Raw genomic sequence first — 16,543 nt, forward strand, 5'->3', positions numbered from 1 at the left:
TCAGTGCGCGCCGGGTGCGGCGGCAGCCGCCTCCTCCCGGATGCGCCGCTCCTCACCGCTGAGGGTGTGCAGCGGCTTCTCCCGGATGAACAGCACCACCACCAGGGCGAGCACCGCGAAGGGGGCGGCCACCAGGAACAGTTCGCCGGTGGCGGTCCCGTACACGTCCTGGACGATCTTCAGCACCGGCTCGGGCAGGGTGGACAGGTCGGGCACCTCCGTGGAGCCCTCCCCCGGGGCACCGCCGGTCAGCGGACCGAGCTTCTCCGCGCTCAGCGTGGCGACCCGGTTGGCCAGCACCGCGCCGAGCGCGCTGACGCCGATCGTGCCGCCCATGCTGCGGAAGAAGGTCAGCACGGAGGTGGCCGCGCCCAGCTCGTTAGCGGGCACGTCGTTCTGCGCGGCGAGCACGAGGTTCTGCATCAGCATGCCGACGCCCACGCCGAGCACCGCCATGTAGACGCTGAGCAGCAGCATGCTGGTGTCGGCGTCGATGGTGGCCAGCAGCAGCATGCCGACGACCATCACGGCGGCGCCGGCCACCAGGTAACGCTTCCAGCGGCCGTACTTGGTGATCAGCTGGCCGGCGACCGTCGACGAGACCAGCAGGCCCAGGATCATCGGCAGGCTCATCAGCCCCGCCACCGTCGGCGACTTGCCCAGCGAGAGCTGGAAGTACTGGGACAGGAACACGGTGCCGCCGAACATCGCCACGCCGACCAGGACGCTGGCGACGGTGGTCAGTGAGACCGTCCGGTTGCGGAAGATGTCCAGCGGCACGATCGGCTCGTCCGCGCGGGACTCCACCCAGACGGCCAGCGCCAACAGGGCGAGCCCGCCGCCGACCATCAGCGCCGTCCAGCCCGAGGCCCAGGCGAACTTGTTGCCGGCCAGCGACGACCAGACCAGCACGGTGGAGACACCGGAGGTGATGAGCAGCGCGCCGAGCCAGTCGATCTTCACCTTCCGGCGGGTCACCGGCAGGTGCAGGGTGCGCTGGAGCAGGAAGACGGAGAGCAGGGTGAACGGGACGCCGATCAGGAAGCACCAGCGCCAGCCGAGCCAGGAGGTGTCCACGAGCACGCCGCCGATCAGCGGACCGGCGATGGTGCCGACGCCGAACACGGCGCCGAAGATGCCGGCGTAGCGACCCAGCTCGCGGGGCGGAATCATGGCCGCCATCACGATGGTGGCCAGGGCGGTCATGCCGCCGGCGCCGATGCCCTGCACGACCCGGCTGACCAGCAGCACCTCGACGTTCGGGGTCAGCCCGGCGATCAGCGAGCCGACCGCGAAGAGGCCGAGGGAGAGCTGGATCAGCAGCTTCTTGCTGTAGAGGTCGGCCATCTTGCCCCACAGCGGGACGGTCGCCGTCATGGCCAGCAGTTCGGTGGTGACGATCCACGTGTAGACCGTCTGGGTGCCGTTCAGGTCGGCGATGATGCGCGGCAGCGCGTTCGCCACGACCGTGGAGGCGAGGATCGACACGAACATGCCGACCATCAGGCCGGAGAGTGCCTGGAGCACCTCGCGGCGGGACATTCGGCCGGCGCCGACCTCGGGGGTCTCGGCGGGCACGGTGACGGTCATTGACCTTCCTTACCGGGTACGGGTTTCACGGACCTTCCGGGCACCTTCCCGAAAGGAGCTTGCGGGGTCAGGACCCCTGGGGTTGCGGCAGCCCCGCGGCGATGGCGGCGAACGCCTCGTCGACGAGGTCGGCCAGGTCCGGCCGCTCGGGCTGGGCGGCCCACCTGGTCATCGCGGTGCGCAGCGCCGCGCCCGTCACGGCGGTGACCAGTGCCGGGTAGCCGTGGTCGGCATCGACGCCGACCCGCGCCGCGACGACCTCGACGATGGCCCGTTCCATCTCGGTGTTGCCGGCCAGCAGGCGGGGCAGCAGCGCGGGGTTGCGCGCCACCACCTCCATCCGCAGGCACCACAGCTCGCGCTCGGCGCGCACCTCGTCGATCACCTCGTCGAGCGCGGTCCGCAGTGCGGTCAGCACCGGCACCTCGGGCGGTACGGCGGCCAGTCGGGCCACCACCCGCTTCGCGTCCTCCACCTGGTCGCCGACCAGCGCGTCGTCCTTGCAGGCGAAGTAGTTGAAGAAGGTGCGCGGCGAGACGTCGACCGCCTCGCTGATCTCCTCCACCGTCACCTGGGCCAGGCCGCGCTCGGCCACCAGGCGCAGGGCCGCCTCGGCCAGCGCGGCCCGCGTGCGGCGCTTCTTGCGGTCGCGCCGACCGGGGGCGGGTTGGGTTCCGGCGGATGTCACGCGGAGAAGCTACAAGCGAACTTGCAGTTTCTGCAATGTTTTATCGCGTGAAGTGATGTGGGCCATCCGGCGGGATGCCGATAGGGTCGAGGCCCATGCGGACGAAGCAGGAACTGGGCGCGGCCATCCGGCGGGACCGGCGGGCCGTCCTCGTCGTCAACGCCCACTCCCGCCGGGGCCGCCAACTGCACGAACAGGCCCGGGCGCGGCTGACGACCGCCGGCTTCCGGCTGCTCGGCGACCACCCCGTCGACCAGCCCGGCCAGCTCGAACGCGTCCTCGCCGCGGCCGTCGAGCTCGGGCCGGACCTGCTGGTGGCCGGCGGCGGCGACGGCACCCTCAGCACCGCCGCGCGGCTGCTCGCCCACCGCGACATGGCACTCGGCCTGCTGCCGCTGGGCACCACCAACAACTTCGCGCGCACCGTCGGCGTCCCGCTCGACCTCGACCGGGCCGTCGACGTGCTGACCGGTGGCACGGTGATCGACGTCGACCTCGGCCTCGCCGGCGACCTGCCGTTCACCAACCACGTCGGCGTCGGCCTCTCCGCCGACATCATGCTGCGCACGCCACCGCGCCTGAAGCGGATCATCGGCCGGCTGGCGTACCCGCTCACCGCCCTGGCCCTGCTGGCCCGGCACCGCCCGCTGCGCGTCACCGTCCGTGCCGGGGACACCCGGCACGAGTTCGTCACCCACCAGGTGTACGTGGCCAACGGCGGCTTCCACGCCGGCCGCCCGATCGCCGCCGACGCCGACGCCGACGACCGGCTGCTGGTCGCGTACCCGGTCGGCGGCGCGAACCGCCGGGGGCTGGTGCGGGACACCGCCCGCAACGCGGCGACCGGGCACCGGCGCTCCGTCGGCGACGAGCCGTTCCTCGCCGTCGGGGAGCTGTGGCTGGAGACCGACCGGCCGGCCCGCGTCGAGGTCGACGGCGAGCTGTGCGGCCGTACGCCGATCCGGATCGGTCTGGACGCCAACGCCCTGCGCGTGATGGCGCCGGCCGGGAGTCCGGACCGCTGACCGGCGCGGCCGGTCGGGGCGCCGTTCCGGCGGGCCCCGACGCCGCTGTGGCCGATCCGGGCGCTACTCCGGCCGGTCCGCCGCCTCGAGGGCCGCCAGGAAGTCGGCGACGAGGTCCTCGGTGTCCTCGATGCCGGTGGAGACCCGGACGAGGCCCTCGTCGATGCCGGTGGCGGCCAACTGCTCGGCGTCCACGATCCCGGCCCACATCGAACGCGGGTGCACCACCAGGGTGCTGACGCTGCCCAGGCTGGCTGCCCGCTTGGCCAGGCGGAGGCCGTCCAGCAGCCCGGCCGCCGCCCGCCCGTCGCGCAGCTCGATGCCGAGCACGCCGCCGAAGCCGGTCATCTGCCGACCGGCCAGCTCGTGCTGGGGATGCGTCGGCAGCCCCGGGTAGCGCACCCGCCGCACGGCCGGGTGGCCCTCGACCGCCCGGGCCAACGCCAGGGCGTTGGCGTTGTGCCGGTCCACCCGCAGCGACAGGGTCCGGATGCCCCGCAGCAGCAGCCAGGCGTCGATCGGGCCGAGGGTGCTGCCGGTGACGATGGCGGTCTGCCAGACCCGGTCGATCAGCTCCGCGGAGCCGACGATCACCCCTGCGGAGACGTCGGAGTGCCCGCCGAGGTACTTCGTCCCGCTGTGCCACACCAGGTCGGCGCCGAAGTCCGCCGGCCGCTGGTTGACCGGCGTGGCGAAGGTGTTGTCGACCGCGACCAGCGCGTCGTTGGCGTGCGCCAGCTCGACGACGGCGGCCAGGTCGGTCAGCTCGAGCAGGGGGTTGCTCGGGGTCTCCACCAGGACCAGCCGGGTCTGCGGGCGCAGCGCCCGGACGAAGGCGTCGGTGTCGGTCTGGTCCACCTGGGTGAAGGTCACCCCGAACCGGGCCAACAGGCCGGTGACCAGGGACGTCGTGCCGCCGTACGTGCTGCGCTGGACGATGACGTGGTCCCCGGCGGAGAGCAGTGCCAGGGCGATCGTGCTGATCGCGCCCATCCCGGAGGCGGTGACCATGCCCGCCTCGGCGCCCTCCAACTCGGCGACCACGGCGGCCACCTGCGCATGGTTCGGGTTGCCGTAACGCGTGTAGAAGGCGTGGCCGCGGGTCTCGGTGGCGACGGCGGCGAACCGCTCGTCCGACTCGGCGCTGAAGGTGGCGCTCTGCACGATCGGCGGCGACACCGCCCCGCCCTGGCTCAACCCGTCGTCGCCGTGGACAGCGATCGTGCTGGTGCCGGTCACAGGTTCTCCTCACGTGGTGGGGACGCCCGCCGGGACGACGGGACGGACAGGTGCGGGCGTCACCGACACGGCGCGGTGCCGACCGTGGCGACGGCCGGCACCGCGTCGGTCCCGTGTGGCGCGCCGGCGGATCAGCCTCCCCGACTGATCCGCAGGGTCAACACGTCGGTGCGGACCGTGATGTGGCCGTGGAACAGGGCCACGTCCTGGGCGGTGTAACCGATCTGGGTCGCGCTGATCAGCGGATGCCCGGCAGACACCCCGAGCCGGGTCGTCGCCACCTCGTCGGCGAGCACCGCGGCGAACTCGATCTCGGCCCGGCGCACCGGCATGCCGGTCGCGCTGGCCAGGAACTCGAACATGTCCAGGTCGATGCTGACCAGGCCGGACGGATCGAGATCGTGCTCGGCGACGCGCAACGGCAGGTGGTCGCAGATCCACACCGCCGGCACCTCGTCGACGGCGAAGAGCCGATCGACCCTCCACACCGGATCGCCCGGTGCCAGGCCGAGCACCTCGGCGCAGTCGGCCGGGCAGGTGGCCCGGCTGACCTTGGCGTCGGTGAGGGCGGGACGGTGGCCGGAGGCGGTGATCCGGTCGCGCAGGGCGGTGACGTCGCCGAGCGACACCGGCACCCGGCCGGCCGGTTCGTGCACGAAGGTGCCGATGCCCCAGGTGCGCTTCACCACGCCCTCGGCGGCGAGCTGGCCGAGGACCTCCCGCACGGTGGCGCGGCTGACCTCCAGCAGATCGGCCAACTCGCGCTCGTTGGGCAGCTTGTCCCCCGCCCGGAACTCGTTGCCGATCAGCTCCATCAGCCGACTCTGTGCGGTCTGGAGCGCGGTCTCACGCCGAGCCATCCACCTTCACCTCTTCGCTCCGCGCCGCGCCGCTGCGGCCGTACGGAGTGTAGTAGTAGTCGTCCTGCGCCGACGCACGCCGCCGCCCCCGGTCACCAGACCTGTTCGAGCACCCGGATGGTGTTGCCGCCGATCACCTTGGCGATCTCGTCGTCGGAGTAGTCGTGCTTGACCAGCCAGCCGACGATGTTGCCGAACGCCTCGCCGGGGTTCTCCACACCGGCCACGTACTCCACGCGGGGGTGATCGGGTCGCTTGCCCGAGTCGTGCGCGTAGTTGCCGGCGTAGACGTTGTGCAGGCCAACGTGGTCGCCGAACATGGTGTCCGGCCCGAACGTGACGTGGTCGATGCCGACCAGGTCGACGCAGTAGGTGAAGTGGTCCATCACCGAGTCCAGCGAGTGGTGCGGGTGCGCGGCCGACAGGGTGGTGTGCGGGGCGGCCTCGATGCCGATCACCCCACCCCGCTCGGCGCAGGCCCGGATCACCTCGTCCGGCTTCATCCGGGCGATGTCCCAGACCCCGCGCGCACCGGCGTGCGTGATGAACACCGGCACCCGGCTCGCCTCGATCGTCTCCAGCGACGTCCGGTCGCCCGAGTGCGACACGTCGATGGCGATGCCGAGCTTGTTCATCCGGTCCACCGCGCGCCGGCCGAAGTGGGTCAGCCCGCCGTCGACGCGCTCGGAGAGCCCGCCGCCGAGCATGTTCGCCTGGCTGTAGGCGATGCCGAGCTGCCGGACGCCGAACCCGTGGAGGATGTCGATCCGGTCCAGCTCGTTCTCGATCGGGCTGCTGCACTCCAGGCCGGCGACCAGGGCCAGTCGACCGTCCCGCTTGGCCGCGTGGATGTCGGCCAGCGAGGTCGCCAGCACCACGTAGTCCTGCTTGTAGAGGTCACTCATCCGCATGCCGAGGGCGTAGACCAGGTCGTTCCACTTCCAGCCGTTCTCGCTGGTGACGCAGGACGCCCCGGCCATGAAGTTGTCGAACACGGCGGTCAGCCCGGAGCGGGACAGCCCCTCGTACCCGGTGCGCTGCCGGGCGGTGCGGTTGTAGTCGCGCACCTCACGGACGTCCTCGGGCAGGACGACCGGGTGCTCGTGCAGCGAGATCGCGATGTGTTCGGTCAGCAGGCGGGTGACCCGCTGCCGCTGCGCGTCGGTCAGGCCGAGGTCGTGCTCCGGCACCCGGCCGACCTCCGGGGACAGAGCGAACACCCGGTAGTCCGAGTGCGGCTCCAGGTACGAGTACGACTTGTGTCCCTGGTACCGCGGGGCGGGGTTCTGCAGCAAGGCTCACTCACTCCTTAGTGGAACGGCGTCGGGCGCGTCACGCGGCCAACGGGTAGTGGCAGGCGACCGGGTGTCCGGCGCCGGCCAGCGGCGGTTCGGTGGTGGCGCAGTCGTCCGTGGCCTGCCAGCAGCGGGTGCGGAACCGGCAGCCGGACGGCGGGTCGACCGGGCTCGGCGGGTCGCCCGCCAGCAGGATCCGCTGCCGCTGGACGCGCCGGGCCGGCTCCGGCACCGGCACCGCCGACAGCAGCGCCTTGGTGTACGGATGGCGGGGCTGGTCGTACAGGGGCGCACCGGGGCCGGTCTCGACCAGCTTGCCGAGGTACATCACCGCGACCCGGTCGGAGATGTGCCGCACCACCGACAGGTCGTGGGCGATGAAGACGTACGCCACCCCCAGTTCCTCCTGGAGCCGTTCCAGCAGGTTGACCACCTGGGCCTGGACCGACACGTCGAGCGCGGAGACCGGCTCGTCGCAGACGATCACGTCGGGTTGCAGGGCGAGCGCCCGGGCGATGCCGATCCGCTGGCGTTGCCCGCCGGAGAACTGGTGCGGGTAGCGGTCCAGGTGCAGGCTGGCGTCGAGGCCGACCAGGTCGAGCAGTTCCCGGATCCGGTCCAGCCGACGGGCCTTGGGCAGCACGTCGGGGTGGATCTCGTACGGCTGGAGCAGGATCTCCCGGACGGTACGGCGCGGGTTGAGCGACGTGTACGGGTCCTGGAGCACGATCTGGATCCGGCGCCGCAGCGCCCGCAGTTCGCGGCCCCGGGCCCGGTGCACCACCGCGTCGCCGAAGCGGACCTCGCCGGCGGTGGGCCGCTCCAGCCCGACCAGCATCCGGGCCAGGGTGCTCTTGCCGCAGCCGGATTCGCCGACCACGCCGAGGGTCTCGCCCCGGCGCAGGTCGAACGAGACCCCGTCGACGGCCTTGACCACGCCTCCGCTGCGCAGCGGCACCCGGCCCTTGATCGGGAAGTGCTTGACCAGGTTGTCGACCCGGAGCACGACGTCATCGCTGGGTGGCATGCAGCACCTCCGCGTGGTGGTGGCAGGCGCTGGCGCGGCCGGCGGGCAGCGGCTCCAGCGCGGGCAGCGCCGTCCGGCACTCGTCGGTGACCCGGTGGCAGCGCAGGTGGAAGGGGCAGCCGGTGGGCAGCCGGGCGGGGTTGGGCGGGGCGCCCGGGATGGCGTAGAGCTGCTCGTCCCGCCGGTCCACGCGGGGCATCGAGGCGAGCAGTCCCTCGGTGTACGGGTGGGCCGGGCCGTCGAAGATCTGCTCGACGGTGCCCCGCTCGACGAGCCGCCCCGCGTACATGACGGCCACGTCGTCGGCCACCTCGGCCACCACGCCCAGGTCGTGGGTGATCAGGAGCAGCGCCATGCCGCTGTCCCGCTGGATCTCCGCGATCAACTCCATCACCTGTGCCTGGACGGTCACGTCCAGTGCGGTGGTGGGCTCGTCGGCGATCAGCACGGCCGGTTCCAGCGCGATGGCCAGGGCGATCATGATGCGCTGCCGCATCCCGCCGGAGAACTGGTGCGGGTAGTCGCGTACCCGGTCCTTCGCCGCCGGGATGCGGACCCGGTCGACCAGCTCGACCGCGCGGCGGCGGGCGTCGGCGCGGGACAGTCCACGGCGGACCCGCAGCAACTCGGTGAGCTGGTCGCCGACGGTGAAGACCGGGTTGAGCGCGGCCATCGCGTCCTGGAAGACCATGCCGATCTCCTCGCCGCTGACCCGGTCGCGCTGCTTCGGTTCCAGGGTGAGCAGCTCCCGGCCGCGCAACGTGACCGAGCCGGTGACCCGGGCCGGCGGGACGTCCAGGATGCCCATCACCGCCTGCGCGGTGACACTCTTGCCCGATCCGGACTCGCCGAGGATGGCCAGCGTGCGCCCGGCCGTCAGGGCCAGCGACACGCCGTTGACCGCGTGCACCGGCCCGGTGGCCCCGGGGAACGACACGTGCAGGTCGGTGATCTGGAGCAGTGGGTCCATCAGCGGATCCCCGCCTCGTCGAGGAAGTCCCGCACCACCCGCTGGAACAGCTCCGGCTCCTCCAGCTGCGGCGAGTGCCCGGAGTTCTCGAAGACCACCAGCCGCGCGTCCGGGATCCCGTCGGCGATCGCCTGCGACGCCGCCACCGGGGTACGCCAGTCGTGCCGCCCGACGACGACCAACGTCGGGCAGGTGATGCTCGCCAGCTTCGGCTTCAGGTCGTAGCGCGGCATGTTCTGCCCGAAGGCGGCGTTGTGGGTGCGGTAGTGGAACCGGGTCTGGGCGAGCCGGGCGGCGTCCTTGGCCGGGTCGTGCTGGTGGTCGTAGAGCGGCAGGATCGCCCGCCAGTAGTCCCGCAGCTGGTCGTTGCTCTCGAACCGGCCGGTGCCGATGCGGTCGATGGCCCACTGCGGGATCACCGTCCGGTCGGTGTTTCGGGCCCGCTCGACGGCCAGGTGGTCGTGGGCGGTGTCGGCGGCGGTGTCGCGCAGGATCAGCGCGGAGACCCGGTCGGGGTGGGCGATCGCGTACTCCAGCGAGATGAAGCCGCCGTACGACCCGCCGGCCATCACGATCTTCTCGTGGCCGAAGTGCTCCCGGATGGCGTCCACGTCGGCCACCCACTGCTCGTGGGTGAAGGGCTCGTCGTCGCTGGACTCCCCCGAGCCCCGGGCGTCGAAGACGATGACCCGCATCCGGTCGGCGAACGGCCCGAACGACCGCTTCGGCTCAGACCGGGAGCCGAGGCCGGGCGCGCCGTGGTGCACGATCATCGCAGGCCCGTCCTCCGGGCCGAACGCCTCGACCACCAGCTCGGCACCGTTGATCTTCATCGGACCCCCTCAATGACGTTGGACGCGAGATCGCGCGGATAGCTGGTCAGCCGGCGCGGGCCGGCGTCGGTGACCAGGACGGTGTCGGAGATGCGGTAGCCGGCGTGGCCGGGCACGTAGACGCCGGGCTCGCTGGAGAGCAGCATGCCGGGCGCGAGGACGGTGTCGTCGCCGTCCTCCACCCACGGCGCCTCGTGGTTCTGCAACCCGATGCCGTGGCCCTGCCGGTGCCGGATGTAGTCACCCAGCCCGTGCCCGCGCAGCACGTCCAGGCACTCCCGGTTGACCTCGGCGCAGGTCCGCCCGACGCGCATGGCCTCGGTGCCGACCTGCTGGGCCTCCCGGTCCGCCTCGTAGTAGCGGCGCTGCTCGGCGGTGGGCTCGCCGATGACGAAGGTCCGCTCGCTCTCCACGAACCGGCTCGCCACCGCCGCGCCCAGCGAGAGGATCAACGTGTCGCCCGGCCGTACGCGCCGCCGGGTCGGCAACCCGTGCGGCAGCGCCGAGTTGGGTCCGGCGTAGACGAGCCCGCCGGCCAGCTTGGTGGTGTAGACGACCCGGTCGTAGTCGGCGTACATCCGGTCGGTGCCGTAGCCGATGACGTGCCGGGCGATCTCGTCCTCCCGGGGCAGCTCGGTGCCCCGGGCCAGCGCGTCGGCGATCAACTCCCGGCCGGCGGCGAGCATCTCGTCGCAGATCCGCGCCGCCGCCTCGTGCAGCGGGATCTCCTCGGGGAACTTGCACAGCCGCAGCTGGGCCACGGCGTCGGTGGTCACCAGGCTGGCGCCGCCGATGGCCCAGGTCAGCTTGTCGAGGGCGCCGATCGACAGGCTCGCGCCGACCCCGATCCGCCGGGTCCGGCGGCCCGACAGCGCGGCGGCGAGGGTCTCCTCCGGGGTGACCACGCCCGGGAACTCGGCGTAGGTGACCGTCTCGACGGTGATCTCCTGCTGGGCCGCGTACTCCTCGTCGAGGCGGGGGATGACCAGCAGCGGGTCGCCCTCGCGCGGCATCCAGAGGTAGACCGGTCGCTCGGTGGCGATGTAGAAGAAGCCGGTCAGGAAAGCCACGTCGGCCGGGGTCGTGGCCAGGAAGCCGTCCAGGTCACGCTTGGCGAGCGCGTCGCCGAGCCGGGCCCGGACGGTGGCGTAGAAGGTGTCGGGCAGCCGCATGGGTCAGCCTCCGTTCCGGCGGGGGTCACGAACGTCGTTGAACCGCATCCCGGCGACCGTCGCGGAGAGCACCAGGAAGAGGATCGCCAGCGACGGGAAGAGCGTCTGCCACCAGGCGATGGCCACCACGCCGCTGCGCTGGGCGTTGAGCAGGATCCGGCCCCAGGACCAGGCGTCCGGGTCGCCGAGGCCGAGGAAGCTCAGGCCGGCCTCGGAGATGACCGCCCGGGACGCGGTCAGCAGCACGCTGACCACCATCAGCGGGATGACCGCCGGCAGGATCTCCCGGGTGACGATCCGCCAGCCCCTGGCCCCCAGCACCCGGGCGCCGTCGATGTACGGCATCGCCGAGACCACCAGGCCCTGCGAGCGGATCAGCCGGGCCACCTCGGGCCAGGCGAAGACGCCGATGATGACGGTCAGCGTCCAGACACTCGGGCTCACCACGGCCGCCAACATGATCATCAGCGGCAGGGTGGGCAGGGCCAGCATGACGTCGGTGACCACCGTGGCCGCCGCGTCCACCGGCCGGAAGTACGCCGAGGCCAGCCCGATCGCGGCGCCGAGCACGAGCGCGATGAGCGAGGCCGCGACGCCGATCACCAGACTGGTGCGGGTGCCCCAGACCACCTGGGCGAAGATGTCCTGCCCGAGGTCGTCGGTGCCGAACCAGTGCCCGCCGGACGGGGACTGGAGCACGTCGGCGCTGGTGCCGTTCGGTTCGTCGGCGATCAGCGGCGCGGCGATCGCGAGCACCACCATCACCACCAGGACCAGCACCGAGATCAGCGCCGACGGCTGCCGCAGGTAGCTGCGCCAGGCCGGGACGACGGCGGCCTCCCGGACCGGTACGGTCTGCTCGGTCAACACCGGCGCGCTCATCGGGCCACCCTTTCTGTCACGACCGCGGGGCTCCGCTCCGCCGCTTCTGGCATCTCGGCACGGCCGCGTCCCGCCGCCGGGGCCGCCCCGCGCCGCCCGCTTCCCGCGCTCACAGCCGGATCCTGGGGTTGAGCACGGCGTAGAGCAGGTCCGTGAGGGCGTTGGCGATCACGACGGTGACGGCGAGCATGATGAACGCCCCCTGGAGCACCGGGTAGTCCCGCTGCCCGACCGCCTCGAAGATCAGCCGGCCGACGCCGGGATAGGCGAACACGGTCTCGGTGAGCACGGCTCCGCCGACCAACGTGCCGAGTTGCAGACCCATCAGGGTCAGCGCCGGCAGGATCGCGTTGCGCAGTCCGTGCTTCCACACCCGCCGCCGGGTGGACAGGCCACGGGCCCGGGCGGCCCGGATGTAGTCCTCGCCGAGCACTTCGAGCATGTTGGTGCGCAGGGTCAGCGCGTACGGGCCGAGCTGCACGAGCACCAGTGAGAGCACCGGGAGCACCAGGTGGTGCGCCAGGCTCAGGTAGGCGCCGACGCCCCGGGTGTCCGGGTCGATCGCCCCGCCGATCGGGAACCAGCCGAGTCGGGCGCCGAGGTAGACCATCAGCAGCATCGCGACGCTCGGCACGAAGAGCGCGTGCCCGCCGATGCCGAGCACCTGGAGCACCTTGTCCGGCCAGCGGCCCCGGTGCACCGCCGCGTAGACCCCGATCGGGATGCCGACCGCGATGGTGAGCAGGAACGCCGTGCCGGCCAGCAGCAGGGTCCACGGCAACCGCTCGACGAGGATGTCGGTCACCGGTTGGATCTGCCGGAACGAGATGCCCAGGTTGCCCTGGGTCAGCTCGCGCAGGTATGACACGTACTGCTCGGACAGCGGCCGGTCCAGGCCGTACGTCTTGAGCAGCGCGGCCTGCATCTCCGGGGTCATGTCCCCCTCGACCATCAGGGTCGTGGGGTCCCCGGGAAGCAGCCGGAGCAGAAAGAACGTCGCGGTGATCGCGATCCAGATGGTCAAGACGGCCTTCAACGCCCGGCTGAGCACGAAGCGTGCCACGGGGACCCCCTCCCTTCTTTCGTCAGCCCGCCGTCAGCTGACCGGCTTGACCTGGGCCAGCGAGTACGCGGTGACCATGCCGAGCAGGTCCGACGGCGACCCGACGAAGCCGGTGAACTTGCTGGCGTTGTAGGCGAACTGGAAGTTCTCCACGTACAGCGGGGTGAGGTAGGCCTGCTCGTGCACCACCCGGTCGATGTTCTTGATCTTCTCGGTGAAGGCCGCCTTGTCGGTGGTGGCCGCCGCGTCGTTGATCAGCCGGTCCATCTCGTCCGACTTGAGCAGGTTGTAGTTGATGCCGCCCGGGTTGCTCGACAGGTACGTGCTCCGCAGCTGGTCCATCGGGTTGTCGAAGACACCCCACTGGGACGCGTCGATGTCGTAGTCACCGTTCTTGGTGCGGGACAGGAAGGTGTTCCGCTCCACGCACTGGTTCTCCAGCTTGATCCCGGCCTTCGCCGCGCTCTCCCGGAACAGCTGCACCACGCGGGTGATGTTGGCGTTGGACTGGTCGCACGCCACGCCGAGGGAGAGGCCGTCGAAGAAGCCGTCGCCGTTGCCGTCCTTGTAGCCCGCCGAGGTCAGCTTCGCCTTCGCCCCCTCCGGGTCGAACGCGTACGGCTGGAGGTCGGCGTTGTCGTACTCGGAGAAGATCGGCGAGATCGGGCCGGCCATCTGCTGCCCGTCGCCCTGCAACACGGCGGCGATGATCGCCTTGGTGTCCACCGACATGGACAGCGCCTGGCGGACCTCCTGCTTGGCGAGGTCCTTGTTGTTCATGTTGTACGTCAGGTGGGCGAAGCCGAGCGCGCCGACCTTGTTGAGCTTGATCTTGTCATCGTTGGCGAAGGTCTTCGCCGCCGACGCGGGCACCGGGGTACCCATCATGTCGATGTCGCCGTTGCGCAGCGCCAGCATCATCGTGTTGACGTCCGGGTAGATCCGGTACTCGACCTGGCTGACCGCCGCCTTGCCGCCGGGCGCCAGCGGGTACTTGTCGTTGCGCTTCATCACGTAGCGCTGGCCCTTGGTGGCGCTCTCCAGCACGAACGGCCCGGCGCCGACCCAGTTCGAGTCGTTGGCGAACTTCGACAGGTCGCCGGCGTTCTCGAAGATGTGCTTGGGCACGATGGACATCCAGAAGCCGACGCCCTCGGCGAAGGGCGCGTACGGCTGGGACAGCTTGAACTTCACCGTGGTCGCGTCCGGCGCCTCGATCGACTCGACCCAGGTCAGCTTGGCGGCGACGTTGCCCAGCTTGTACTTCATGATCATTTCGGCGCTGAACTTGACGTCCTCCGCGACCACCGGCTTGCCGTCGGTCCAGGTGAAGTCGTCACGCAGCTTGAAGACCGCGGTCTTCCCGCCGTCCTCGTAGGTGTACTCCTCGGCCAGCTCCGGCGCCTTCTTGGCGTTCTCGTCGATCCGCAGCAGGTGCGGATACATGGCGTTGAGGATCCAGGAGTCGGTCTTGCTCAGCGACTGGAGCGGATTGAAGTTGGAGACGTCGGTGGTGGTGCCGATACGCAGCACCGAGGCGTCACCGGACGTGTTGGTGGAGGACGCGTTGTCCTCGTTGAGGCCGCAGCCGGACAGGCCGATCGCGGCCACCACGCCGATCGCGGCGGCGATGCGCCAGCGGCCGGGGCGGCGGGTGTGGGACGTGCTCACCAGACCTCCTGAAGAACCCGAATGATGTTGCCGCCGATGACCTTGGCGATCTCGTCATCGGAGTAGCCGTGCTTGACCAGCCAGCCGGCGATGTTGCTGAAGCACTCCGCTGGGTTCTCCATGCCGGAGACGTAGGGCACCCGGGGGTGGTCCACCGCGCCGTGTGCCTGTCCGATCGCCAGGTGCTGGGTGAAACTGTCGTGCAGCCCGACGTGGTCACCGAAGTTGGTGTCCGGGCCGAAGGCGACGTGGTCGATGCCGACCAGGTCGACGCAGTAGGTGAAGTGGTCCATCACCGACTCGATCGAGTGGTGCGGGTGCGCGGCGGACAGGGTGGTGTGCGGTGCCGCCTCGATGCCGATCACCCCGCCGCGCTCGGCGCAGGCCCGGATCACCTCGTCCGACTTCATCCGCGGCGTGTCCCAGACCGCCCGGGCCCCCGCGTGGGTGATGAACACCGGCACGCGGCTCGCCTCGACGACCTCCAGCGACGTCCGGTCGCCCGAGTGCGACACGTCGATGGCGATGCCGAGCTTGTTCATCCGGTCCACCGCGCGCCGACCGAAGTGGGTCAGCCCACCGTCGACCCGCTCGGAGAGCCCGCTGCCGAGCATGTTCGCCTGGCTGTAGGCGATGCCCATCTGGCGGACGCCGAAGCCGTACAGGATGTCGATGCGGTCCAGCTCGTTCTCGATCATCGTGGCCGCTTCCAGGCCGGCGACCAGCGCGAGCCGGCCCTCCCGCTTGGCCGCGAGGATCTGCTCCAGGGTGGTCGCCACCACCACGTAGTCCTGCTTGGCGACGTCGGCGAAACGCAGGCCGATGTCGTAGATGACGTCGTCCCACTTCCAGGCGTGCTCGCTGGTGACGCAGCCCGTGCCGTTCATGAAGTTGTCGAACACCGCGGTCATCCCGGAGCGCGCGAGCCCTTCGAACCCGAAGGAGTTGCGGCCGGTGCGGTTGTAGTCGCGCAGCTGCGAGACATCCGCCGGGAGGATCTTCGGGTGCTCGTGCAGCGAGATGGCCACATGCTCGCGCAGCAGCCGGGAGGCCCGGGCGCGCTGTTCGTCGGTCAGGCCGAGGTCGTGTTCGGGTACCCGGCCGAGCTGTGGCGCCAGCTCGAAGACCTTGTAGTCGACCTGGGGCTCCAGGTAGTCGAACGACCGGTATCCGTCGTAGCGGGGGGCAACTTCCTGCACGTGCAGCTCACCTGGCCAGCTCAAAGGTATGAGGATGGAGGTCAGACCTCCTGCCTCGAAGACTAAGCAGGTGGCGAACCCCTTGGGAATCCCTCGTGACCTGACCGTTACCCGCTCTCCCCCGATCGGCCGACGCCCCCCGACCTCGGCCGCCAGCGCGGCCTGGCAGCCCCCTCGACGACCCGGCGGCCGGGGCCCGACAGCGAAGCGGTCTTCCGTACGGCACCGGAAAGCGCTTACCATTACCTCGCCGCCGGGCGGACCAGCAGGCAGCGCGTCGTCGTACGGGGCTCCGGCTCGATCAGCGCCGGCTCGCGGATCTCCCTACCGAGCCATACCGCGATCGACGTGTGCGGCACCATCGACGTCACCGGCTCGGGCGGCGGCGACCAGGCGCCGATCTACTCCCGCGGCACCGGTCACGTCGAGGTCGGGCACCTCACCGGCACCCCGCTCTACGGGATCTTCCTGCGCAACGCCACGGACGCAACGGGCGGGTCGGCTCCGGCTACCCGACCAACGTCCGGGTGGGCACCGCCCGGGCGCGCGGCGGCGGCCGGGGGATCTTCTGCGTCTCGGAGTCCGGCGGCGCCGCCTTCGACCGGGTGGGCATCGCCGACACCGGCAGCAACGCGATCCTGATTCGAGAACTGCCAAGGGGGGGTCGACATCGCGGCCGGCGGCGGCACCATCAGCGGCGGCGGCGAGGTGCGGCTGACCGGCAGGGCAGCGCGAAGGAACTCGCGCCACGGGTCGCCGCCACGGGCGCCGTCGTCATCGACAACTCCTGGGCTTCCCCGGCAACCGGGACATCACCCTGCGCAGCTTCACTCTGGTGAACAGCCGGATCGTGGAGAACCCCTGCGCGGACGACCTGACCGTCGGCAACGTGGGCCTGAGCAACTCCACGATCAGCCGCTGCTGATCGGGCCGACCTGGCCCGGCAGTCCGGGGGAAACGGCGATCGTCTGGCAGCCCGGTCGACCGGGCTGCCAGACGATCGCCGTTTCCCCCGGACTGCCGGGCCAG

The 16,543-nt window shown here is 71.1% G+C and carries 14 protein-coding genes; 1 reads left to right on the forward strand and 13 read right to left on the reverse strand.

All coding sequences use genetic code 11. From position 1 onward, the window contains the following. Together AB0D32_RS29290 and AB0D32_RS29295 are read right to left on the reverse strand one after the other, a co-directional pair. Window positions 1–1,590, reverse strand: a complete 1,590-nt coding sequence (locus AB0D32_RS29290) for an MDR family MFS transporter (protein WP_357097134.1) — start codon at window positions 1,588–1,590, stop codon at window positions 1–3. A gap of 67 nt (window positions 1,591–1,657) precedes the next feature. Beyond that, complete coding sequence (locus tag AB0D32_RS29295; protein WP_357097136.1) at window positions 1,658–2,278, reverse strand: TetR family transcriptional regulator; 621 nt, start codon at window positions 2,276–2,278, stop codon at window positions 1,658–1,660. 95 nt (window positions 2,279–2,373) lie between these two features. On the opposite strand from AB0D32_RS29295, the gene AB0D32_RS29300 reads away from it, so the two are divergent. Further along, on the forward strand, window positions 2,374–3,303 hold the full coding sequence (locus tag AB0D32_RS29300; RefSeq protein ID WP_357097138.1) for a diacylglycerol kinase family protein: 930 nt from the start codon (window positions 2,374–2,376) through the stop codon (window positions 3,301–3,303). 63 nt (window positions 3,304–3,366) lie between these two features. On the opposite strand, the gene AB0D32_RS29305 is transcribed toward AB0D32_RS29300, so the two are convergent. The 11 genes from AB0D32_RS29305 to AB0D32_RS29355 all read right to left on the reverse strand — a co-directional run bounded on the left by AB0D32_RS29305 (window position 3,367) and on the right by AB0D32_RS29355 (window position 15,538). After that, window positions 3,367–4,542 (reverse strand): PLP-dependent aspartate aminotransferase family protein, encoded by a 1,176-nt coding sequence (locus AB0D32_RS29305; protein WP_357097140.1) that lies wholly within the window; start codon window positions 4,540–4,542, stop codon window positions 3,367–3,369. A gap of 131 nt (window positions 4,543–4,673) precedes the next feature. Next, window positions 4,674–5,402: a GntR family transcriptional regulator gene (locus tag AB0D32_RS29310; RefSeq protein WP_357097142.1), complete on the reverse strand. Its 729-nt coding sequence runs from the start codon at window positions 5,400–5,402 to the stop codon at window positions 4,674–4,676. A 92-nt stretch (window positions 5,403–5,494) separates the two neighbouring features. Then, the gene (locus AB0D32_RS29315) at window positions 5,495–6,697 is read right to left on the reverse strand and encodes a membrane dipeptidase (protein ID WP_357097145.1); all 1,203 of its coding nucleotides are present in this window, start codon (window positions 6,695–6,697) and stop codon (window positions 5,495–5,497) included. A gap of 37 nt (window positions 6,698–6,734) precedes the next feature. Continuing rightward, on the reverse strand, window positions 6,735–7,724 hold the full coding sequence (locus tag AB0D32_RS29320) for a dipeptide ABC transporter ATP-binding protein (protein WP_357097147.1): 990 nt from the start codon (window positions 7,722–7,724) through the stop codon (window positions 6,735–6,737). Further along, entirely contained in the window at window positions 7,708–8,694 is a 987-nt protein-coding gene (locus tag AB0D32_RS29325; protein WP_357097149.1) for an ABC transporter ATP-binding protein, read from the reverse strand. Before AB0D32_RS29325 ends, AB0D32_RS29320 begins: the two co-directional genes overlap by 17 nt. Beyond that, window positions 8,694–9,527 carry an alpha/beta hydrolase gene (locus tag AB0D32_RS29330; protein ID WP_357097151.1) on the reverse strand — a complete coding sequence of 278 codons (834 nt, stop codon included), beginning with the start codon at window positions 9,525–9,527 and terminating at the stop codon, window positions 8,694–8,696. Before AB0D32_RS29330 ends, AB0D32_RS29325 begins: the two co-directional genes overlap by 1 nt. Continuing rightward, window positions 9,524–10,699, reverse strand: coding sequence for a Xaa-Pro peptidase family protein (locus tag AB0D32_RS29335; RefSeq protein WP_357097153.1), 1,176 nt, complete (start codon window positions 10,697–10,699; stop codon window positions 9,524–9,526). The genes AB0D32_RS29330 and AB0D32_RS29335 overlap by 4 nt, the downstream gene beginning before the upstream one ends. A gap of 3 nt (window positions 10,700–10,702) precedes the next feature. Beyond that, window positions 10,703–11,581: an ABC transporter permease gene (locus AB0D32_RS29340; RefSeq protein WP_357097155.1), complete on the reverse strand. Its 879-nt coding sequence runs from the start codon at window positions 11,579–11,581 to the stop codon at window positions 10,703–10,705. Window positions 11,582–11,690: 109 nt separating this feature from the next. Continuing rightward, window positions 11,691–12,644 (reverse strand): ABC transporter permease, encoded by a 954-nt coding sequence (locus AB0D32_RS29345; RefSeq protein WP_357097157.1) that lies wholly within the window; start codon window positions 12,642–12,644, stop codon window positions 11,691–11,693. Between the two features lie 33 nt (window positions 12,645–12,677). Continuing rightward, a complete protein-coding gene (locus AB0D32_RS29350) occupies window positions 12,678–14,315 on the reverse strand; it encodes an ABC transporter substrate-binding protein (RefSeq protein WP_357097159.1) in 1,638 nt (545 codons plus the stop codon). Continuing rightward, window positions 14,312–15,538, reverse strand: a complete 1,227-nt coding sequence (locus tag AB0D32_RS29355; RefSeq protein ID WP_357097161.1) for a membrane dipeptidase — start codon at window positions 15,536–15,538, stop codon at window positions 14,312–14,314. The genes AB0D32_RS29350 and AB0D32_RS29355 overlap by 4 nt, the downstream gene beginning before the upstream one ends. Window positions 15,539–16,543 lie beyond the last annotated feature (1,005 nt).

The organism is Micromonospora sp. NPDC048170, from assembly GCF_040652795.1.
Taxonomy (GTDB): Bacteria; Actinomycetota; Actinomycetes; order Mycobacteriales; family Micromonosporaceae; genus Micromonospora.